General features: G+C 72.0%; 18 protein-coding genes. 9 read left to right on the plus strand and 9 right to left on the minus strand.

Annotated features, from left to right (window positions below; all coding sequences use genetic code 11):
* Positions 1-16 precede the first annotated feature (16 nt).
* From ngcE to ACFVGY_RS04735, 3 genes are all read right to left on the minus strand, one after another.
* Complete coding sequence (gene ngcE / locus ACFVGY_RS04725) at positions 17-1,441, minus strand: N-acetylglucosamine/diacetylchitobiose ABC transporter substrate-binding protein (protein ID WP_385670975.1); 1,425 nt, start codon at positions 1,439-1,441, stop codon at positions 17-19.
* A gap of 305 nt (positions 1,442-1,746) precedes the next feature.
* Entirely contained in the window at positions 1,747-4,461 is a 2,715-nt protein-coding gene (acnA, locus tag ACFVGY_RS04730; protein WP_385670977.1) for an aconitate hydratase AcnA, read from the minus strand.
* Positions 4,462-4,738: 277 nt separating this feature from the next.
* On the minus strand, positions 4,739-5,260 hold the full coding sequence (locus ACFVGY_RS04735) for a hypothetical protein (protein WP_385670980.1): 522 nt from the start codon (positions 5,258-5,260) through the stop codon (positions 4,739-4,741).
* A 305-nt stretch (positions 5,261-5,565) separates the two neighbouring features.
* Between ACFVGY_RS04735 and ACFVGY_RS04740 the strand changes: the two genes are divergently transcribed.
* From ACFVGY_RS04740 to ACFVGY_RS04750, 3 genes are all read left to right on the plus strand, one after another.
* Entirely contained in the window at positions 5,566-6,426 is an 861-nt protein-coding gene (locus ACFVGY_RS04740; RefSeq protein ID WP_385671556.1) for an alpha/beta fold hydrolase, read from the plus strand.
* Positions 6,427-6,548: 122 nt separating this feature from the next.
* Positions 6,549-7,400, plus strand: coding sequence for a DUF4253 domain-containing protein (locus tag ACFVGY_RS04745; RefSeq protein ID WP_385670983.1), 852 nt, complete (start codon positions 6,549-6,551; stop codon positions 7,398-7,400).
* A 201-nt stretch (positions 7,401-7,601) separates the two neighbouring features.
* Positions 7,602-9,131, plus strand: coding sequence for a helix-turn-helix domain-containing protein (locus ACFVGY_RS04750; RefSeq protein ID WP_385670986.1), 1,530 nt, complete (start codon positions 7,602-7,604; stop codon positions 9,129-9,131).
* Positions 9,132-9,222: 91 nt separating this feature from the next.
* On the opposite strand, the gene ACFVGY_RS04755 is transcribed toward ACFVGY_RS04750, so the two are convergent.
* Positions 9,223-9,498 (minus strand): hypothetical protein, encoded by a 276-nt coding sequence (locus ACFVGY_RS04755; protein WP_385670989.1) that lies wholly within the window; start codon positions 9,496-9,498, stop codon positions 9,223-9,225.
* A gap of 16 nt (positions 9,499-9,514) precedes the next feature.
* Complete coding sequence (locus tag ACFVGY_RS04760; protein ID WP_385670992.1) at positions 9,515-9,919, minus strand: hypothetical protein; 405 nt, start codon at positions 9,917-9,919, stop codon at positions 9,515-9,517.
* Positions 9,920-10,190: 271 nt separating this feature from the next.
* Here ACFVGY_RS04760 and ACFVGY_RS04765 point away from each other — a divergent pair, with 271 nt between their 5' ends.
* Positions 10,191-11,291, plus strand: a complete 1,101-nt coding sequence (locus ACFVGY_RS04765) for a M20 family metallopeptidase (protein ID WP_385670995.1) — start codon at positions 10,191-10,193, stop codon at positions 11,289-11,291.
* A gap of 246 nt (positions 11,292-11,537) precedes the next feature.
* Here the strand turns inward: ACFVGY_RS04765 and ACFVGY_RS04770 are convergent, their stop codons facing one another.
* Both ACFVGY_RS04770 and ACFVGY_RS04775 read right to left on the minus strand, forming a co-directional pair.
* Entirely contained in the window at positions 11,538-12,071 is a 534-nt protein-coding gene (locus tag ACFVGY_RS04770; RefSeq protein ID WP_385670997.1) for a hypothetical protein, read from the minus strand.
* Positions 12,072-12,092: 21 nt separating this feature from the next.
* The gene (locus tag ACFVGY_RS04775; protein ID WP_385671000.1) at positions 12,093-12,986 is read right to left on the minus strand and encodes a hypothetical protein; all 894 of its coding nucleotides are present in this window, start codon (positions 12,984-12,986) and stop codon (positions 12,093-12,095) included.
* Between the two features lie 196 nt (positions 12,987-13,182).
* Between ACFVGY_RS04775 and ACFVGY_RS04780 the strand changes: the two genes are divergently transcribed.
* The 4 genes from ACFVGY_RS04780 (at position 13,183) to ACFVGY_RS04795 (ending at position 16,009) form a co-directional block, all read left to right on the plus strand.
* Positions 13,183-13,383, plus strand: coding sequence for a ferredoxin (locus tag ACFVGY_RS04780; protein WP_385671003.1), 201 nt, complete (start codon positions 13,183-13,185; stop codon positions 13,381-13,383).
* Entirely contained in the window at positions 13,380-13,883 is a 504-nt protein-coding gene (locus ACFVGY_RS04785; RefSeq protein ID WP_385671006.1) for an NUDIX domain-containing protein, read from the plus strand. The genes ACFVGY_RS04780 and ACFVGY_RS04785 overlap by 4 nt, the downstream gene beginning before the upstream one ends.
* A 149-nt stretch (positions 13,884-14,032) precedes the next feature.
* Positions 14,033-15,436 (plus strand): cytochrome P450, encoded by a 1,404-nt coding sequence (locus ACFVGY_RS04790; RefSeq protein WP_385671009.1) that lies wholly within the window; start codon positions 14,033-14,035, stop codon positions 15,434-15,436.
* A gap of 24 nt (positions 15,437-15,460) precedes the next feature.
* A complete protein-coding gene (locus ACFVGY_RS04795) occupies positions 15,461-16,009 on the plus strand; it encodes a hypothetical protein (protein WP_385671012.1) in 549 nt (182 codons plus the stop codon).
* A 16-nt stretch (positions 16,010-16,025) separates the two neighbouring features.
* Here the strand turns inward: ACFVGY_RS04795 and ACFVGY_RS04800 are convergent, their stop codons facing one another.
* Both ACFVGY_RS04800 and ACFVGY_RS04805 read right to left on the minus strand, forming a co-directional pair.
* On the minus strand, positions 16,026-17,261 hold the full coding sequence (locus ACFVGY_RS04800) for a hypothetical protein (protein ID WP_385671015.1): 1,236 nt from the start codon (positions 17,259-17,261) through the stop codon (positions 16,026-16,028).
* Positions 17,262-17,319: 58 nt separating this feature from the next.
* A complete protein-coding gene (locus ACFVGY_RS04805; protein WP_385671018.1) occupies positions 17,320-18,867 on the minus strand; it encodes an MFS transporter in 1,548 nt (515 codons plus the stop codon).
* 99 nt (positions 18,868-18,966) lie between these two features.
* On the opposite strand from ACFVGY_RS04805, the gene ACFVGY_RS04810 reads away from it, so the two are divergent.
* Positions 18,967-21,099 (plus strand): prolyl oligopeptidase family serine peptidase, encoded by a 2,133-nt coding sequence (locus tag ACFVGY_RS04810; RefSeq protein ID WP_385671021.1) that lies wholly within the window; start codon positions 18,967-18,969, stop codon positions 21,097-21,099.
* Positions 21,100-21,169: the final 70 nt, after the last annotated feature.

Genomic DNA, 21,169 nt, shown 5'->3' on the forward strand with positions numbered 1-21,169 from the left:
CCGTCCGTCGGTGGCGTCAGCTGCGGCGGTTGTTCTTCGCGTTCGGGTCCTTGGCGGCCTTGTCTACCGCAGCCTGGGCCCGCTTGATCCATTCCTTTGGCTGGATCCGCTTGGCCATCAGCTCATTGGACGCGTTCTGGATCTCGGTGTCCATTTCGCTGTACCAGTCGGGGTACAGATAGTTGAAGGTGTTCGGACCCGCCGCCTTGACGGCCTCGACGGCCGACTGGGTGCCCGGCCGCAGCCTGACGGCCGGGTCGACCCCGTCCTTGACGACCGTGAGGGAGTTGGCCTGCTGGGCGAAGAGGGTGGACCATTCGCGTGACAGCATCGAGCGCAGGAACTCCAGGCCGCCGGCCTTGTTGGCGGCCTTCTCGGGGACGATGAAGGGCTCGCCCGCGCCGGCCCGGATGGCCTCGACGGGCAGCTTGCTGTCGGCGAGGACCGGCACCGGCAGGAACTTCATGTCGAAGTCCTCCGGGGTCTGCTTGAGCTGCTCGTTCTCCAGCCAGGAGCCGGAGGGGATGAAGGCCGCCTTGTACTGGTTCCAGGCGGTCTGGGACTCGGTGTGGGTCAGTCCGTTGGTGCCCGCCATGAGCAGGCCCTTCTCGACGACCTCGTAGACGGCCTCGACGGCGGCGAGGGCGGCCGGGTTGCCCTCGAAGGCGCCCGGCTCCAGGTTGTCGATGGCCTTCATGGCCTCCAGACCGCCCTTCTTGGCGATCAGGTCCATGATGACGACGTTGATGTAGTACGGGTACTTGCCCTGGTGGGCGAGGCCGCCGAGGCCGGCGTCCCTGGCCTTGGTGCAGATGTCCAGGAACTGGTCCCAGGTCTTCGGCGGGGTCCAGCCCTTCTCCTTGAAGAGCTTGCCCGAGTACCAGAACCCGTAGACCGTGTAGACGTAGTAGAGGGCGACGAACTTGCCGCCCTGGGTGCCCTGTTCGACGGTGCCGGCGATCAGGACGTCGCGGATCCTGCGGTTCGGGTCGTCGAGGGTGGGGGCGTCGAGGAGCTGGGTGAGGTCGGTGAGCTGGCCGCCCTTGGCCAGTACGTCGATCTTGATCTGCTGGGCGCCGGCGTCGTCCACGACGTCCGGCGGGTTGCCCACGTTGAAACGGGGCTGGAGCTTGGCAGCGATCTCCTGGGTGCCCAGGTGGGAGCTGGTGGTGCCCCACTTCTTGTCGAAGGCGGCCTCCCAGGTCTTCGCGTAGTCGTCGCCGAAGCCGCCCTTGAAGATGACGACGTCGAGCTTGCCGCCCTTGGCTACGCCGAAAGGGTTCTCCTTGGTGACGGGCCCTTTGACGGGGCCGTTCGTCGAGGCGTCGCCGCCGGATGCGCAGGCGGACAGCAAGCCCGTCGCCGGCACCGAGACCAGACCGAGTGCGGCCGAGCGCTTGATCAGATCGCGGCGGCCCAGGCCCTCGTCAGTGGATCCCATGCTCTAGTCCTCGCCTTCGTCCGAAGTGTGAAGGAAGCCGGGGATCAAGACGGTTGTGGTGCGCGCGGACGTCGCCGCAGCCCCCCGCCCGTCCCCCCGTCCGGCGCCGCACGACCGCGGCGGGCCCGACGCGCACAGGTATAGTCCACTCCCGTTCATGTGAGCAAGATCATGCGCAGCCATGTCTGCCAGCTTTTCCGAGTTGAGACCTCGCCGAAACCTGGCCCTGCGCCCGGACGGCCGAAGGGCCGTACCCCCGTGACGGGGATACGGCCCTTCGGTGGAGCCAGGATCTACTGCTGCGGTCAGCCGCGGATCAGGTTGCGGAGCACGTACTGCATGATGCCGCCGTTGCGGTAGTAGTCCGCCTCACCGGGGGTGTCGATGCGGACGACCGCGTCGAACTCGACGCCGGAGTCGGTGGTGACCTTCACCGTGCGCGGGGTGGTGCCGTTGTTCAGCTCCTCCACGCCGGTGAAGGAGAAGGTCTCCTCGCCGGTCAGGCCGAGGGAGGAGGCCGAGGCGCCCTCCGGGAACTGCAGCGGCAGGACGCCCATGCCGATCAGGTTCGAGCGGTGGATGCGCTCGTAGGACTCGGCGATGACGGCCTTGACGCCGAGCAGCGCGGTGCCCTTGGCGGCCCAGTCGCGGGAGGAGCCGGAGCCGTACTCCTTGCCCGCCAGGATGACCAGCGGGATGCCGGCGGCCTGGTAGTTCTGGGAGGCGTCGTAGATGAAGGAGACCGGGCCGTCCTCGACGGTGAAGTCGCGGGTGAAGCCGCCCTCGGTGCCCGGCGCGATCTGGTTGCGCAGGCGGATGTTGGCGAACGTACCGCGGATCATGACCTCGTGGTTGCCGCGGCGGGAACCGTACGAGTTGAAGTCGCGGCGCTCGACGCCGTGCTCGGTGAGGTACTTGCCGGCCGGCGTGTCGGCCTTGATCGCACCGGCCGGGGAGATGTGGTCGGTGGTGACCGAGTCGCCCAGCTTCGCCAGCACGCGGGCGCCGGCGATGTCGGAGACCGGGGTGGTCTCCATGGTCATGCCCTCGAAGTACGGGGGCTTGCGGACGTAGGTGGACTGCGGGTCCCACTCGAAGGTGTTGCCGGTCGGGATCGGCAGCGCCTGCCACTGGGCGTCGCCCGCGAAGACGTCCTGGTAGGACTTGTTGAACATGTCCTCGCCGATGGCGTTCGCCACGACGTCGTTGACCTCGGCCTCGGTCGGCCAGATGTCCTTGAGGAAGACCGGGTTGCCCTCGGTGTCGATGCCGATGGCGTCCTTGGTGATGTCCACCTTCATGGAGCCCGCGATGGCGTACGCGACGACCAGCGGCGGGGAGGCCAGGTAGTTCATCTTGACGTCGGGGTTGATGCGACCCTCGAAGTTGCGGTTGCCCGAGAGGACCGAGGTGACCGCGAGGTCGTGCTCGTTGATCGCCTTCGAGATCTCCTCGTCCAGCGGACCGGAGTTGCCGATGCAGGTGGTGCAGCCGTACCCGACGAGGTTGAAGCCCATCTTGTCGAGGTACGGCGTCAGGCCGGCCTTGTCGAAGTAGTCGGTGACGACCTTCGAGCCCGGGGCCAGGGTGGTCTTGACCCACGGCTTGCGGGCCAGGCCCTTCTCGACCGCCTTCTTGGCCACGAGCGCCGCGGCGACCATGACGTACGGGTTCGAGGTGTTGGTGCAGGAGGTGATCGCGGCGACGGTGACGGCGCCGTGGTCGATCTCGAAGGAGGTGCCGTCGGCCAGGGTGACCAGGGTCGGGCGGGTCGGCACGCCGTCGGTGGCGGCCGGGGCGTCGGAGGCCGGGAAGGACTCCTTGCCCGCCTCGTCGGCGTCGTCCACGTAGTTCAGGACGTCCGCGGCGAACTGCTGGGCGGCGTTGGCCAGGACGATGCGGTCCTGCGGGCGCTTCGGGCCGGCGATGGACGGGACGACCGTGGAGAGGTCGAGCTCCAGCTTCTCGGAGAAGTCCGGCTCGGCCTTCGGGTCCAGCCAGAGGCCCTGCTCCTTGGCGTACGCCTCGACGAGCGCGACCTGCTGCTCGGAACGGCCGGTCAGCTTGAGGTACTTCAGCGTCTCGCCGTCGATCGGGAAGATCGCGGCGGTGGAGCCGAACTCCGGCGACATGTTGCCGATGGTCGCGCGGTTCGCGAGGGAGGTGGCGGCGACGCCCTCACCGTAGAACTCGACGAACTTGCCGACGACGCCGTGCTTGCGCAGCATCTCGGTGATGGTGAGCACCAGGTCGGTGGCGGTGGTGCCGGTCGGCAGCTCGCCGGTCAGCTTGAAGCCGACGACGCGCGGGATCAGCATGGAGACCGGCTGGCCGAGCATGGCGGCCTCGGCCTCGATGCCGCCGACGCCCCACCCGAGCACGCCGAGGCCGTTGACCATGGTGGTGTGCGAGTCGGTGCCGACGAGGGTGTCGGGGTACGCCTGGCCGTTGCGGACCATGACGGTGCGGGCCAGGTGCTCGATGTTCACCTGGTGGACGATGCCGGTGCCCGGGGGGACGACCTTGAACTCGTCGAAGGCGGTCTGGCCCCAGCGCAGGAACTGGTAGCGCTCCTTGTTGCGGCCGTACTCCAGCTCGACGTTCTGGGTGAACGCGTCCGGCGTGCCGAACTTGTCGGCGATGACGGAGTGGTCGATGACCAGCTCGGCCGGGGCCAGCGGGTTGATCTTGGACGGGTCGCCGCCGAGCGCCTTCACGGCCTCACGCATGGTGGCGAGGTCCACGACACAGGGAACGCCGGTGAAGTCCTGCATGATCACGCGCGCCGGCGTGAACTGGATCTCCTGGCTCGGCTGGGCCTGCGAGTCCCAGCCGCCGAGGGCCCGGATGTGGTCGGCGGTGATGTTCGCGCCGTCCTCGGTGCGGAGCAGGTTCTCCAGCAGCACCTTCAGGCTGTACGGGAGGCGGGCGGAGCCCTCGACCTTGTCCAGCCGGAAGATCTCGTACGACTCGTCGCCCACCTGCAGCGTGCTGCGGGCGTCGAAGCTGTTCGCCGACACGACAGTCTCCTTCATGCATGATTCGCGCGTGTAACCGCAATCCTGCCGCCACGCCCTGTGGCCAATCCGCTAAGGTAAGGCTAAGTTAGGTAGTCCTTACCAGCAGGGGCGGCTGCGGTACGCCTTCGGCAGATATCTCGATGTCGAGATAACTCTAGTGCATCGCCGCGTCCTGGTCATGCACGGCGTGGCGCACGCCGCACTCCCGGGCGTGCGACGGCTGGCCGTGGCCGCCCCGGCCGGCCGTCGCCCACCCCCCTTCCGGGCCGGTCGTGCGTCATGCGCCCCAGGCGTGGGCGAACACGGACAGCAGGCTCTCCCCCTCGCGGAGGGCGACGACGTCCGCCGTGGCGGAGCTTCCCACCGTCAGCACCCAGCCGGACTTCTCGTACATGACCTTCCCGTCCTCCAGGGGTTCCGGGTGCCAGCCGCGGCGCTCCGCTTCGGCCCCCATCGCGCGCAGCGCCCGCTCGGCGCGCGGGGTGTCCAGGACGACCGTCCAGTCGACCAGGCCGGGGTTCTTCACACCGTTCTGGGTGATGCTGGTCGTCTTGCCCTGCCCGTGATCGAGGCCCGCCGCGCGCACCAGTGCGCGGACCTCCGCGTCCACGGTGTCCCGGTCGGCGGTCGCGGCCTTCTTCGTGGACGACGTGGGCGAAGGTTTCGAGCCGCCTGCCGTGTCGGCGCCGGTGCAGCCCGTCAGGACCAAGGCCAAGGCCAGGGCCAGGGCCAGGGCCGCCGAGGCGGCCGGAACCGCGGCGGCCGCAGCCGGCCGCCCCACGTGCCCGTACGTGTACATCGTGACTCCCCCACTGGTGATCAACGCTGGAGTCTCACACACGCCGCCGCGGGCCCGCCCCGGATCCGCTCGCAGGGGCGTCCCGCCCGGAGGGGCTTCTCCCCGCCCCGCCGGGCCCGCAGACCGGGGCCGTGAACGCGACCGGCTTCGCGGACAGCGCGCACGAGGCCGTAGCCCTCGCCCTCGCGGACCTCCCGGCCGGGATCGGGCCCGCGGTCGCCGGCCCCGGCGACCGACTGGCTGACCTGGCTGACCTGGCTGAAACCCGGTTGCCCCGCGGGGGTTGGGCTGCGAGCGTCGCCCGCATGCCCACTTTCACCTCGTACGACGGCACCCGCCTCAGCTACCGCGTCCTCACCGGACCGGACACCGTCGACGGCCCGGACCTGGTCTGCCTGCCCGGCGGGCCGATGCTGGACTCCGCCTACCTCGGCGACCTCGGCGGCCTGGCCGCACACCGGCGCCTGATCCTCCTCGACCCGCGGGGGACGGGCGCCTCGGCCGTGCCCGAGGACCCGGCCACCTACCGCTGCGACCGGCAGGTCGACGACGTCGAGGCACTGCGCCGCCACCTCGGCCCGGACCGGATGGACCTGCTCGCGCACAGCGCCGGCGCGAACCTCGCCGCGCTCTACGCGGCCCGGTACCCGCAGCACACCGGCAAGCTGGCTCTGATCACGCCGAGCGTCGCCGCCACCGGCATCACCATCGGCGGGGAGCAGCGGCTGGCCGCCGCGCGGCTCCGCCGGGAGGAGCCCTGGTTCCCGGCCGCCTTCGCGGCGCTGGAGCGCATCGTCGCGGGCCGCGCCGGAGCCGACGACTGGACGGCCGCCGAACCCTTCTTCCACGGCCGCTGGGACGAGGCGACCCGGCGGTTCGCCGCCGACGGCGAGAGCCGGAAGAACCAGGAGGCGGCAGCCGCCTTCGGCGGGGACGGCGCGTACGACCCGGCCGCACTGCGGGCCGCGCTCGGCCGGTTCGAGCCGCCGGTGCTCGTCCTCGCCGGGGAGCTCGACCTACAGGGCCCCGTCCCGGTGATGACCGAGTACGCCGGCCTCTTCAAGGACGCCCGGCTCACGATCCGGCCCGGGGTCGGCCACTTCCCCTGGCGCGACGACCCGGCCGGCGTCACCTCGACCGTGGCGGAGTTCCTGGCGGCCGGCTGAGCCCGCGCGGCGGGAACTGCGTCGCCGCCCGGAGCCGGCGCCCTGGACCAGCAAGTGCCTCAGGAGCCAGGGGCCTTATCGGGATGCGGGGGTGGGCGGGCGGACCGTAGGGTCCGGACCTCATGAGCAGCTTCCTCCACCGGCCGCGGCTCGATGCCGACGGGCTCGTCCGCGCCCTGCGCGCCCGCCTCCCCCGGGCCGAGCCCCAGCGGGCCACCACGGCAGCGGGCGTCGAGGTGATCGGCGTGTCCGTGCCCCGGGACCGGGTGCGCGAGGTGTGGGACGAATGGCGCGGACGGCACGGGGAGACCGGCTGGTGGCCCTTCGTCACGCTGCTGTCGCCGGACGCCGTGGCCCGCAGCAGTCAGCACTCCGGCGTCGATGCCGCGGCCCTGGAGGACCTGATGGCCGAGGTGCTGCGCCAGGACCACGACGCCCGCGCGGCATCCGTCGTGGTCTCCAGCTTCCGGTGGTCGGCGGGGGAGGCCTCCGGGGCGGAACGGGAGGAGTGGTGCGACGACTACGACCCCGAGCGGCTGGCCCCGCGGCTGGGTCCGGAGCTCGCGGAGCCCCTGCCCGGGGTGTCGCGCTGGGGCTGCGGCGACCGGGACGTCTTCGGGGGCCGGAGTCAGCGCTGGCTCAACTTCGTGGCGGTGCGAGGGGGCCACGAGGTGCCCGTGGTCCTGCCGTACGTGATCGGGACGGGCAACTGGTGCGGGTACGGCGACCGGTTCCTCACGCCTGCCGACGACGCAGCCCTGCTGAGGCGCTGGCACGAGCAGTGGGGGGCCGGGCTCTTCCTCGCCCAGGGCGCCTACCTGGAGCTGGTCGTCGACCGGCCGCCGTTGGATCCTCCGGGTGCCGCGCAGGCCACCACGGAGCTGATGGGCTACTGCCGCGACGCGGTCCAAGCCCCCTGCAGCACCGGCGACGGCATGGTGCGCTCGTCGCTGTGGTCGCTCTGGTGGGACTGAGACCTCGCCCGATCCACTCAAACTTCACCCATTTGTCCGTATCCAGCTAGATGTTATGGGCTCGCCCCTGGTCGGCCGGGTTCGCGAACTGCTCGCGGTGGCACCCGTTCGGCCCTGCGCCCCGGGGAAACTGACGGTCGGTAACACCCGTACGCCACACCCGACGCATAGCTCATCTCATATCTGAGATACGGTGCACCCATGGCAGACGACTACCTCGTACGCATCGGCAAGCTCATCCGTGACGCCCGGCAGCACCGGGGCTGGACACAGAGTCAGCTCGCGGACGCCCTGGGCACCAGCCAGAGCGCCGTGAACCGCATCGAGCGCGGCAACCAGAACATCAGCCTTGAAATGATCGCCCGCATCGGCGAGGCGCTCGACAGCGAGATCGTCTCCCTGGGTTACTCCGGCCCCATGCACCTGCGGGTCGTCGGCGGCCGCCGGCTGTCCGGCGCCATCGACGTCAAGACGAGCAAGAACGCGTGCGTGGCCCTGCTGTGCGCGTCCCTGCTGAACAAGGGCCGCACGGTCCTGCGCCGGGTCGCCCGCATCGAGGAGGTCTACCGCCTCCTGGAGGTCCTGAACTCCATCGGCGTCCGCACCCGCTGGATCAACGACGGCGTCGACCTGGAGCTCGTCCCGCCGGCCGAGTTCGACATGGACGCCATCGACGCGGAGGCGGCCGTCCGGACCCGGAGCATCATCATGTTCCTGGGCCCGCTGCTGCACCGGATGGACCAGTTCCGCCTGCCGTACGCCGGCGGCTGCGACCTCGGCACCCGCACCATCGAGCCGCACATGATCGCCCTGCGCCGATTCGGCCTGGACATCACCGCGACCGAGGGCATCTACCACGCCAAGGTCGAGCCCGGCGTCAGCCCCGACCGCCCGATCGTGCTGACCGAGCGCGGCGACACCGTGACCGAGAACGCACTGCTGGCCGCCGCCCGGCACGACGGCGTCACGGTCATCCGCAACGCCTCCTCCAACTACATGGTCCAGGACCTCTGCTTCTTCCTGGAGGCGCTCGGCGTCCGGGTCGACGGCGTCGGCACCACGACCCTGACGGTCCACGGCGTCCCGAACATCGACGTCGACGTCGACTACTCCCCCTCCGAGGACCCGGTCGAGGCGATGAGCCTGGTCGCCGCCGCCGTCGTCACGGAGTCGGAGCTGACGATCCGCCGGGTCCCGATCGAGTTCATGGAGATCGAGCTCGCGGTCCTGGAGGAGATGGGTCTCGACCACGACCGTTCGCCGGAGTACACGGCCGACAACGGCCGCACCCGCCTGGTCGACCTGACGGTCCGCCCCTCGAAGCTCGAAGCGCCCATCGACAAGATCCACCCGATGCCGTTCCCCGGGCTGAACATCGACAACGTCCCGTTCTTCGCGGCCATCGCGGCCGCCGCCCAGGGCCAGACCCTGATCCACGACTGGGTGTACGACAACCGGGCGATCTACCTGACGGACCTCAACCGCCTCGGCGGCCGCCTCCAGCTGCTGGACCCGCACCGCGTCCTGGTCGAGGGCCCCACCCGCTGGCGCGCCGCGGAGATGATGTGCCCGCCGGCCCTGCGCCCGGCGGTGGTCGTCCTGCTGGCGATGATGGCGGCGGAGGGCACCTCGGTCCTGCGCAACGTGTACGTCATCAACCGCGGCTACGAGGACCTCGCCGAGCGCCTCAACTCGGTCGGCGCCCAGATCGAGACCTTCCGCGACATCTAGCCAGCCGCAGGCCAGGAGGACTTTCCGTCCTCCTGGCCGCCTGTGGGCCGTCGCCGGTGTCTCCACCCCCGCGGAACACAACGGTTTCGACCTATATCGCCCAGGCTTCAAAAAGGCCTGACTCCCTCCCGGCGGAGAGCGCTGCCGTGGTAGGAACCAGCAAGCACATGCCGATGCCGCCGAGCACATACGGCGCCACTGGCTTCGCCTTGGGGAAGTGGCCGTCGGCTCGACGCTTGCGCGCATGAGCGAAGCGTCGGATGAACAGCGCGGCACTCAACACGAGCAGGAACGCGCCGACGATCTGCAACACCATCAAGCCGCATTGAACAAGGAAAATGAGCAGGTAAGAGAGCAGTACCCCCACGACTACCCTCACTTGCTCAGATTTCGGCATTCATCAGAATCCGGTCGGCCTGCGTCGCCGTCGGCTGCAGCACACGCAAGGCGGACAGTAGGATCACGGCCCGGACCGCGTCAACCCGTGACAGCTGAACGCTTGGCGGACCACCATGCAGCCAGCGCAGGCCGAGCCGGGCACACAGCTCGTCGATGCGGCTCAGTTCCCGGTGGGCGGGGTGGGCGAAGGCCGCGACGAGCACGGTGTCGCGGACGTCGACGGCGGACAGGTCCTCCGGGGCCGGCCCGACCCGTGCGTAGCCGGTGGTGCTCAGCGCGAACTGCCCGCCGTTCGGGGTGGCGAGAAAAGACAGATCCTGTTCGAGGTCGTACAGCTCCACGTCCACGAGTTCCAAAGCGGTGCCGTCCGCCGGCATATCAGCCCCCATGGAGACTGGCTCCTTGCACAAAGGGCCATTCACTGCGGCTGCCCAGGTCCATTCCTCACGAAGCTTCATGGATACTGCACGGTTCGCGGGAGTCCCGGTCAGGGAATGCGTCAGGTTCAACTCCCTTCTGCCGGCGCACAATTGGGCCGCCGCGCGGGAACGGCGGCGGGGATCGTCGACGGGTAGGCCACGGCCGGCCTTGCCGTCGCACGGTTGCGCGCCCGCTGCGGCGCTCGACCGGCGTTGTGGGCGCGCGGATTAGGCTTTGCACATGACGACGCAGAAGACAGGCCGTGTGAGTGTGGAAGCGATGCTCGAGGACCTCAGGACGCTCGTCGAAACCGAGTCGCCGTCACGCGACCCCGACGCCTTGACGGCATCGGCCAAAGCCGTCGCCGGCGTCATCGAGCACCGTCTCGGCGGGCATGCCGTGCTCATCGAGAGCGAAGCGGGGCCGCACGTGCACTGGTCGGGCGGCGGCGCGCCCAAGGTCCTGATCCTGGGTCACCACGACACCGTGTTCCCGCTCGGCACCCTGGAGCGGCGCCCGTTCACCGTCGAGAACGGGCATGCGACCGGCCCCGGGGTCTTCGACATGCTCGGCGGCCTGGTGCAGGCGGTGCACGGGGTGGCCGCCCTCGACGACCGGTCGGGCGTGGAGATCCTGGTGACCGCCGACGAGGAGGTCGGCTCGCGCTCCTCGCGGGCCCTCATCGAGGAACGGGCCCTCGCCTGCGGGGCGGTGCTGGTCGTCGAGGGCGCCGCGGACGGCGGCGGACTCAAGACCGGCCGCAAGGGCTGTGGTTCGTTCCACGTCTCCATCACGGGCCGGGCCTCGCACGCCGGCCTCGAACCCGCCGCCGGGGTCAACGCCCTGGTCGAGGCGGCGCACCAGGTGCTGGACATCGCGGCGCTCGGCCGGCCCGGGATCGGGACGACGGTCACCCCGACCGTCGCCGCCGCGGGCACCCTGGACAACGTCGTGCCCGCGGAGGCGACCGTCACCGTCGACGTGCGGGTGGAGACGGAAGACGAGAAGGAGCGCGTCGAATCGGCCTTCGCCGCCCTGACCCCGCACCTCGACGGGGCGGAGATCTCGGTGGAGGGATCCATCGGTCGACCCCCGATGCCCGAGTCGGCCTCCGCCGAACTCTTCGCGCTGGCACGAAGGTTGCTCCCGGGCCTCGAAGGCTGCGCGGTCGGCGGCGGCAGCGACGGCAACTTCACCGCCGCCCTGGGGGTGCCCACCCTCGACGGTCTCGGCGCGGTCGGCGGCGGCGCCCACGCCGACCACGAGTACGTCGTGGTCGAGGCGATGAATGAACGCGCCCACCTGCTGGCCGGCCTGGTCACCGCCCTCCAGAACGCCTGAACCAGGGTCGAGGACCGACGCGCGTCGTGCGCGGGCCGGCTCATCCTGCCGGACGGGGCGTGCGGGTGAAGGAGCGGCGGTAGGGGCGGGGACGGGCCCCTGCGGCGTACGAACTGTTCACGCAGGACGGCCGCGCTGCCGTAGCCGGCCCGGCCATGGCGGCGGCCGTCACCGGCATCGGAAGTGCTCCCCGGTCGCGGGCGACGGGTCGTACGTCCGGGCCGTCGACTGACGGGGCCCCGACCCTTACCGCACTGGGCCGGCCACCGTTTCGATGGGCGGGAGCGGCTGCAGCCGCTCCTCGCGGGTGAGGGCCGCGAGTTCCTCCGGTGGTTCGGCGCCGTCCCGGACGGCCGCGACGTAGGCCTTCGCGTCCTGTAGGCCCAGCCGCGGGGCCTTCTTGCGCAGGTGGCCCATCGCGGCCACGGTCCCGGCGGACTGCACGAGCGCGCGAACCGCGGCGGCCAGGGGATCGGGCCGCCTGAGGCCCTTGGCCTCCAGGAGGTACTGGTCCTCCCAGCCATCGTCGTCCCACCGGACTGCGGGGACGAAGTGGATGCTCCCGTCGTACCGGTCCACCAGGTAGTGGCCGCCGACGGAGGTGCCGGTCATGCCGCGGCGGGGCCGTTCCGTCGAGCGCCAGAAGACGAGCCAGCCGACCTCGCGTTCCTCGACGTGGTAGACCTCCGGCGTGGGGGGCGGTCCGTCCCACGTCCACGTCGGGAGGTCGCCGGCCAGGAAGGATTCGACGAGCTCGACGGCCCGCTCCTTGGAGATCACGACCTCATCCTCCCTCACGGGTCAACCGGCTTTCGGGTGGGGCGGGAGGACGGTGAGGGTGCGGTCCGGGCGGCCGGCGTCGCGGGCCTCGCGGGTCGGGTAGAAGCGCCACTCGCCGTCGCGGAGCGCGGCGACCGGGTCGGACCAGTCCTGGTGCGGCTCCGGCTCCACGATGTGGGTGGTGGCGGTGGCGACGTCGTGGATCACCAGCGAGAGGACCGCGATCTGGCCCATGCCGTAGTGCCCCTGCAAGGGGTGGTCATCCGGGCCGGACATCTCCGTGACGTAGAAGCGGTTCTCCAGCCAGTAGCCGGTCTGGTCCAGGAAGCTCGGCGCCTCCACCCGGACCCCGTCCACCCACAGCATCACCCGGGACCACGGGCCCTGGACGGTCACCGCGCGGTGGCGGTCGTCGGCGGTGAACGCGGCCCGCAGCCCGAACCGGCTGTAGCAGTCCCAGAAGTCGCTGCAGGCGCCGGCCACCGGGCCCTGGCGCAGGCGCGGCCGGCCGCCCGCAGGCAGCGGCACGGGGTCCTGCGAGCAGGTCTGCGGCTCCCGGCAGGAGCGGTCGATCCGGCGGCTACAGCCGAGGCCCAGCGCCGCGAAGTCGCGGGGGGACAGGCGGGAGAGCAGCTCGCCCAGGCGCTCGCAGAACGCCTCCTCGCCGAGCCGGGCGATCTGCTCGGCCGCGTCCCCCCACCACTGCCCGACCGCGAGCGCCTCGGGCGAACCGCTCAGCCATTCCTGCCAAGGGTCGGTCTCGGGCTGCGGCTCCGACTCCCGCTGCGGCTGCGGCTGCGGCTGCGGCTGCGGCTCCGGCTCCGGCTCCGGCTGCGACTGCGACTGCGACTGCCGTGGCCCGTCGGGCTGCGTTCCGGTAGTCCCCCGGTTCCTCCGCCTGCGCCACGGCCACATCGCGCACCACCCCCCGCGGCCGATCGTAGGGTCCGGACAGCGCAGGACGCCCCCGGATTTTGGCTCCGGGCGGGTCTCCCGAGCTCGTCCGAAGGGGTGATTGTCCGGGCGACACGCCGATCCGGGCGGCCCTGGCGGCGATCATGAGCAGCGCGCATGCGACCGCGTGCACCGCGATCTCAGAAGGGCCGGATCCATGTCCGACAGGATCACGATCGACACCGACGTCTGCATCGGCAGCAGCCAGTGCGCCCTGCGCGCGCCCGCGGTGTTCACCAGCGACGACGACGGTTTCGGGATGGTGATTCCCGGTCGGGAGGACGGTGGCGGCGACCCGATGCTGAAGGAGGCCGCGCGGGCCTGTCCCGTGCAGGCGATCACCCTTCCCGGCGCGTGACCTCCGGCTGGCTGCCGCCCGAGGAGTTCGCCGCGACCCTGCCCAAGGCGACCGCCTTCGCCTGCCTGTTCTTCACCGACGAGCAGGAACGGCCGGTGCAGCTGCGCGCGGTGTACTCGCGCAGCCACCCGTGGCAGTGGCCCGGCGGCTGCATGGAGGAGGGCGAACGCCCCTGGGGGACCGCGCTGCGCGAGTGCCGGGAGGAGACCGGCATCGTCTACGAAGGCCCCCCGCGGCTCCTGACCACGGTCTTCGGCCTGCCGGGCAAGAAGTGGCCGCTCAGCTCGATCGGCTTCGTCTTCGACGGGGGCCGGCTCACCGACGGGCAGATCCGGCGCATCACCCTGGACCCGGCCGAGCACGACGACGTACGGGCGCTGCCGCTCGACCGGTGGCGGGCCCTGATGCCGCCGCAGGACTTCGCGCGGCTCGAAGCCGCCATGGAGGCCCGCCGGACCGGGACGGCCACGTACTTCGACACCTGGGACTGGGGGGACTGAGCCCCCGGCCGGACGACACGAGGGCGACGAGTAGTCCGAACGGGGTAGGAGTCGCATGGCCGGATTCGGCCGGACGGGGTGACAGATCTCGCCGCCGCGCGCCGGACCGTGCAGAATCGGCCCGTCAGCACGGTGTCGAGGGGGCGGCCATGGCAGCAGTGGATTCACAGGCACGAGCGGACCGCGGACCCGGTGCGGAGGTGCCCACGCTCGCGGGGAACCCGCTGCTGGGGTCGCTGCTCGACCTGAAGTCGGACTCGCTCGGCACCTACCTGCGCGCCCAGGCCCAGCACGGCGACGTCGTACGGATCACCGCGGGCCCGCCCGGGCTGCGGGCCGAGCTGTACTGCGTGTTCTCCGCCGAGGGCGCCCAGCAGGTGCTGGCCGCGCAGTCGGCCAACTTCCGCAAGGACAACACCTTCTACCAGGAGGTCCGGGACTCCTTCGGCAACGGCCTGCTGACCAGTCAGGACGAGGACTACCTGCGCCAGCGGCGGCTGGTGCAGCCGCTGTTCACCAAGCGGCGCGTGGACGGCTACGCCGGCGCCGTCGCCGACGAGACGCAGGCCACCCTCACCCGGTGGGCGCAGGCGCCCGGCGGGGTCGTCGACGTCTCCGACGAGATGATGGAGCTCGCCCTGCGCGCCGTCGCCCGCATCCTCTTCGGCACCGACGTGGACGCCACCGTCGACGTCGTCGACCGGTGCTTTCCGGTCATCACCGAGTACGTGCTCCGCCGCGGCTACTCCCCCGCGAACGTCCCCCGGAACTGGCCCACGCCCGGCAACCGGCGGGCCGCCGCCGCGATGGACGAGCTGTACGCCGTATGCGACCGGATCATCGCCGAGCGGCGGGCCTCCGCCGGCACGGCCGACGGGACGGGCGAGGACCTGCTGGGCCTGCTGTCCTCCGCCGGCAGCACGCAGGACGGCGAGTTCGACGCGGCCGAGCTGCGCGACCAGGTGCTGATCTTCCTGCTGGCGGGGCACGAGACGACCGCGACCTCGCTCGCCTTCTCCCTGCACCTGCTGGGCCGGCACCCCGAGCACCAGGCGCGGGCCCGCGAGGAGGTCCTCCGCGTCCTGGGCGACCGTACGCCGGAGGCCGCCGACCTGGAACGGCTGCCGTACCTCACGCGGGTCCTGAAGGAGGCGATGCGGCTCTACCCGGCGGCCCCGGTCATCGGCCGCGGCTCCGTCGCGGCCACCGAGGTCGCGGGGCACGCCATCCCGGCGGGCTCGGACGTGATCCTGTCCCCGTGGGTGACGCACCGCCACCCGCAGTACTGGCCCGACCCGGAGCGGTTCGACCCGGACCGCTTCACCCCGGAGGCGGAGGCCGAGCGGCCGCGGTACGCCTGGTTCCCGTTCGGCGGCGGCCCCCGCGCCTGCATCGGGCAGCACTTCTCGATGCTGGAGTCGGTGATCGCGCTGGCGATGCTGCTGCGGGCGTACGAGTTCGAGGCCGTGGACGCCGACATCCCGGTCAGCGCCGGGATCACCCTGCGCACGGAAGGGCCGATGCGCTGCCGGATCAGGGGTTTGGCCGGGTAACCGCGGTCCGGCGATCATGGGCCGGTGAGCGAGGAGATCATGGGGAGCCTGTCCCCTTATGCACGCAGGCCGCCCCGCGCGATGCTGCCCGGTTCCCCGGCCGAGCGGCGCCTGCGGGCGCGGCTGGCGGAGTTCTTCCTGGTCCGGATGCTGGTCGCCGTGCCGGACGACCTCGTCAGCGCGTTGTCCGCCCTGGTCGAGCCCTTCGAGCGGGCCCTGCGCCTGCTGGGGCGGCTGCTCCACGGCCCCGGCCGGCGCGGCGACTGGGACAGCGAGGCCGGCCGCCTCGCGCTGGCCCTGCACGGGTTCCACTGGACGCACCGGCAGACCGAGACCGAGGACCCGCCGGGGGCGTTCACCGCGGAACCGGGCAAGGTGACCGTCCGGTCGCCCTGGGGTCGCGGCGGGACGGCCCGCGAGGAGTACGCCGCCGCCTGCACCCTGCGGCGCATCCCCCGGTTGCGGCGCCGACCGGCCCGCGTGGACCTGGCCTTCGCCGACGGCTCCTGGCTGGCCCTCGCCATGAACACCCGCGGGGACGCGGCCCGCCTGCGTGCGGACCTCACCGGCTGAGCGTGCGCAACACCCGTCACACCAGCACCCCGGCGAAGAACATCGCCCCCAGCAGGGCGTACTGGGCCAGGCAGCACACCAGCAGGGACGCCTGGATCCACCGGGGCAGGTTCCTGACGAGGACGAGCCCGACGAACATCTGGGCGTGGTTGCGGTACCACGACATCTCCGCGCCGGCGAAGAACGGCAGCAGGTAGATCACCACCACGAGGATCAGGGCTGCCCACTCCTCGGCGTCGAGCCGGCGGTCCCGAACGAGCCGGAGCCCGGCGGCGACCACCACGAGCAGGACGAGGGCCGCGTTCAGCCAGAACTGGGTCCGGTGCGCGGCGAGGCTCTGCTCGACCAGCCACGACAGCTGCCCCTCGGGCGCGTACCAGTGGCGGAACGGGAAGTCGTAGGCCTTGCGCATCTCGTCGAAGGGCTGGCGCAGGCCGCCCTGGCCGTAGCTGGAGGCCTGGATGGTCTCGTACGCGTTCCAGCGGCCCGTGGCCTGCCACATCAGCCATTTGGCCCACAGCACGCCGCAGGCGGCGAGGGCCGCCGACAGCCCGGCCTTCGCGCACCGCAGCAACCGGGTGTGCCCGCGCCAGGCGAAGGAGGCGCTCAGCAGCAGCATGACGACGACGGCGGCCGCGCCGACGGGATGACAGGCCGCCGCCACGAAGCCGCCGGCGGCGGCCAGGCCCCAGGACCCGCGCTTCACCCCGGCGACGCAGACGAGCAGCGCCAGCGTGCCGAGGGCGATCGGGAACATCGCGTGGAGGTAGACGCCGCCCGGGAACACCGCGCCGATGGCGAGGGTGAGGCCGGTGGACCAACGGAGCCGGGCGCCGAGCAGCCACCACAGCACCGCGAACATCCCGAACAGCGCCGCTTCGGTGACGACCACGGCGGACAGCTCGTAGGAGAGCCCGGTGGCGGAGAGCGCCCGGACCGCCATGGGGTATCCGGGGAACCAGGCGACGTTCCCGCACATGACGTCGGGGAAGTCCGGGTGGCGTTCCCGGCACCAGAACATCTCGTAGCCGGTCCTGGCGATGGACAGGTAGTGCTCGGAGTCCCAGCGGCGGCGGCTCCCCGTGGACCAGTAGGAGACCCGGGACCCGTCGCCGGCCACGGAGGCCCGCGCGACCAGCCAGGTGACGAGGTTCGAGAGCAGCCAGGCGATGAGCGGGGGCAGCAGGGCGTGCCGCGTCCACTCGCGGCGCGCCGGCCGGCCGGGTTCCGCGGGGGCGGGGTCAGCGTTCACATCACGCCCAGTGTGGCGAACCCCGCCCGCGGCCGCATGCGCACGTGCTCCGCGGCGCTCAGGCGGCCGTCGGGGTGTGGTGACCCTTGAGGCGTTCGAGGTCGGACGGGCGGACCTGGATGGCGAACAGCGCGATGGCCGCGCCCACCAGGGTGAACGCGGCCGCGACCACGAAGGCGGCGCTGACGCCCGCGGTCAGCACCGCATCGCCCCACGGGTCCGGGAGCCGGCCGGTGCGCCGGAACACGACCTGCTGCGCCGGGGTGGCGGTGGCCAGGAAGTCGGCGAGCTGGGCGGGGGCCTCGTTGCGGCTGGCCGTGCCGAAGACGGTGACCAGGATGGACAGGCCCAGCGATCCGCCGACCTGCTGGGTGGTGTTGAGCAGGCCGGACGCGGCGCCCGACTCGCGGTCGGCGACGTGGGACAGCGCCATCACCGTCAGGGACACGAACTGCAGGCCCATGCCGAGGCCGAAGCAGAGCATCGGGCCGAGGATGCTGCCGAGGTAGGTGGAGTGGACGTCGGTCTGCGTCAGCCAGCCCAGGCCGACCGCGCAGGACAGGGCGCCCGCCACCATGAAGGGCTTGGCCCCGAAGGTGGGCAGGAGCCGCGCGGTGGTGCCCGCGGCGATGGCGACGATCACGCTGACCGGCAGGAAGGCGAGCCCGGCCTGGAGCGGGCTGAAGCCCAGCACGTTCTGTACGAACAGGGTCAGGAAGAAGAACATGCCGAAGATCGCGCAGGCGAGGAAGAGCATGATCCCGTAGGTGCCGGCGCGGTTGCGGTCGGCGAACATGTGCAGCGGGGTGATGGGCTGGAGAGAGCGGCGCTCGTTGATGACGAACAGGGTCAGCAGGACCACGGCCACGCCGAAGGAGGCCAGGGGGATCGGGTCGCGCCAGCCGTCCCGGGCCGCGCGGATGAACCCGTAGACGAGCAGGACCATGCCGGCGGTGGACAGCAGGGCGCCGGCGAGGTCGAAGTGCCCGGGACGGCGCTCGGACTCGTGCAGGACCTTGGTGGCGAGGGTGGCGACGACCACGGCGATGGGGACGTTGACGAAGAGCACCCAGCGCCAGTCGAGCCATTCGACGAGGATGCCGCCGAGCAGCACTCCGATCGCGCCGCCGGCCGCGGAGACCCCGGAGAACACGCCGAACGCCCTGTTGCGGGCGGGGCCTTCGCGGAAGGTCGTGGTGATCAGGGCCAGGGCGGTCGGGGAGGCGATGGCGCCGCCGACGCCCTGGAGGGCCCGGGCGGCCAGCAACTGGCCCTCGGTCCCGGCGAGTCCGCCGAGCAGCGAGGCCAGGCCGAAGAGGAGGACGCCGCAGATGAAGACCCGTTTGCGGCCGAGGATGTCGCCCGCGCGTCCGCCGAGGAGCAGCAGCCCGCCGAAGGCGAGGGTGTAGGCGCTCACGACCCACGACAGGCCTTCGGTGGAGAAGCCGAGCGAGGTCTGGATGTGCGGCAGCGCGATGTTCACGATGGTGATGTCGAGAACGACCATGAGCTGGCACGAGGCGATGACGAAGAGGGCGAGCCTGCTGCCGTTCCCGCGGGCCTCGCCGTCGGTCCCGTTGCCGCTCGGCGATGCGTTCGGGTCCACGCTCCCGACGCTAAACCTGCTCCCGGGGGTACACCACTCGAATGGCCCAGGGTGCACGACCTGTGCAGTGTGCCATTTCACATGGCACACTGCTCGTTCATGGACGACTTCCTCCGGCTCTCCGCCCGTACGGCCCGCTTCACGTACGGCGCCCCGCGCGCGTTCGCCTTCGGCGACGACGGCCGGCTCCTCTGGTTCCTCCGGTCCTCCGGCCCCGCCGACCCCCTCGACTCCCTCTGGATCCTGGACACCGCCACCGGCGCCGAAGCGCTCCTCGCCGACCCGCGCGCCCTCGCCCCGGCCACCGGCCCGCTCCCCGTCGCCGAGCGGCGGCTGCGCGAGCGGACCCGGCTCACCGCCGCCGGGATCGGCTCCTACGCGCTCTCCGGCGACGGACGGAGCGCGGTCTTCGCCCTCTACGGCCGCCTGTTCACCGTCGCGTACGACTCCGGCGCGCACGACACCGGCGCGCACGACACCGGCGCGCACGACACCGGCGCCTACGACTCCGACGCGCCCGGCCCCGTCGAGGTGCCCGCCGCCGGCCCCGCCTTCGACCCCCGTCCCAACACCGACGGCTCCCGCATCGCCTACGTCGCCGACGACGCCCTGTACACCGCCCCCGGCGGCCGGATCAGCCCCGACGACGGGGCCCGCTGGGGCCTCGCCGAGTTCGCCGCCGCCGAGGAGCTCGGCCGCTCCCGGGGCCACTGGTGGTCCCCCGACGGCATCACCCTCCTCGCCGCCCGCGTCGACGAGACCGCCCTCCAACGGCGCCACTTCGCCGACCCGGCACACCCCGAACTGCCGCCCGAGGACTTCGCCTACCCCGAGGCGGGCGGGCCCAACGCGGACGTCCAGCTGTGGGTCCTCGGGCCGGGCGGCCGGCGGGTCCGGCTCGACTGGGACGCCGAGCGCTTCCCGTACGTCTCCGACGCGTCCTGGGAGTCGTCCGAGGAGATCCTGCTGACCGTCCAGGACCGGCTCCAGCAGTGCGTCCTCCTCCTCCGCGCCGACCCCGCCACCGGCCGCACCCGGGAGCTGTCGCGCACCACCCACCCCCGGTGGGTCGACCCGCTGCTGCCCGGCACCCCGGCCCGGCTCCCCGACGGGCGCATGCTCACGGCCGCCGACGTACCCGGCGGGGCCGCCCGGGCCGTGGCCGTCGACGGCCGCCTGCTCACCGGCGAAGGCGTCCAGGTCCGCCGCTTCGCCGGCGTCCACCAGGGCCGACTGCTGGTCGAGGCCGGGCTCCGCGACCCCGCCGAGCAGCAGGTGCTGCTGCTCGACCCGGACACCGGGGAGGTCACCGTGCTCGCCGACGACCCCGGGGTCCCCACCGTGCACTGCGTCCTCGCCTCCGCCGGGACGCTGCTGCTGACCGCCGCCGGGCGCGCGGGCGTACGCCGCACCGTGCGCACCGCCGACGGGCGCGAGTTCACCCCGGCCGACCACGCGGCGCCGCTTCCCTGGCGGGTGACCCCGGTGCTGGAGCGGGTCACCGAGCACGGGGTGCCCACCGCGCTGGTACTGCCCCGCGGCCACGTCCCCGGGCAGCGGCTGCCGGTGCTCGTGGACGGCTACGGCGGCCCCGGCTTCCAGGACGTCAGCGCCGAACCGCGCCGCTGGCAGCACCGCCAGTGGTGGGCCGACCAGGGCTTCGCGGTGGTGACCGTCGACAACCGCGGCACCCCGTACGTCTCCCCCGCCTTCACCCACGCCGTGTACCGCGGCTTCTCCGAGGTCACCCTGGAGGACCAGGTCGCCGCCCTGCAGGCGCTCGGCGCCCGCCACCGCGACCTCGACCTCGGCCGGGTCGGGGTGCGTGGCTGGTCGTACGGCGGCTACCTGTCCGCCCTCGCGGTGCTGCGCCGCCCGGACGTCTTCCACGCGGCGGCCGCCGGGGCCGCGCCCACCGACTTCCGGCACTACGACACCGCGTACACCGAGCGCTACCTCGGCCTGCCGCAGGAGCACCCGGAGGTGTACGAGCGGGACTCGCTGATCCCCGACGCGCCGAAGCTGACCCGGCCGCTGCTGCTGATGACGGGCCTGGCCGACGACAACGTCCATCCCTCGCACACCCTGCGCCTGTCCCGGGCGCTGACGGACGCGGGCCGCCCGCACCAGCTGCTGGCCCTGCCCGGGGTCACCCACATGACGCCGGGCGGCACCCGGGAGAAACTCATGGCGCTGGAACTGGAGTTCTTCCGCCGCGAACTCGCCGGCTGAGCGCCGCGGCACGCGGCGCCGGATACCGGCACCGCGGACGGCGATCGGGGGGCGCGGCGCCGGCTCGCGG

This window comes from Streptomyces sp. NPDC127106, from assembly GCF_042677605.1.
In the GTDB taxonomy this organism is placed as follows: domain Bacteria; phylum Actinomycetota; class Actinomycetes; order Streptomycetales; family Streptomycetaceae; genus Streptomyces.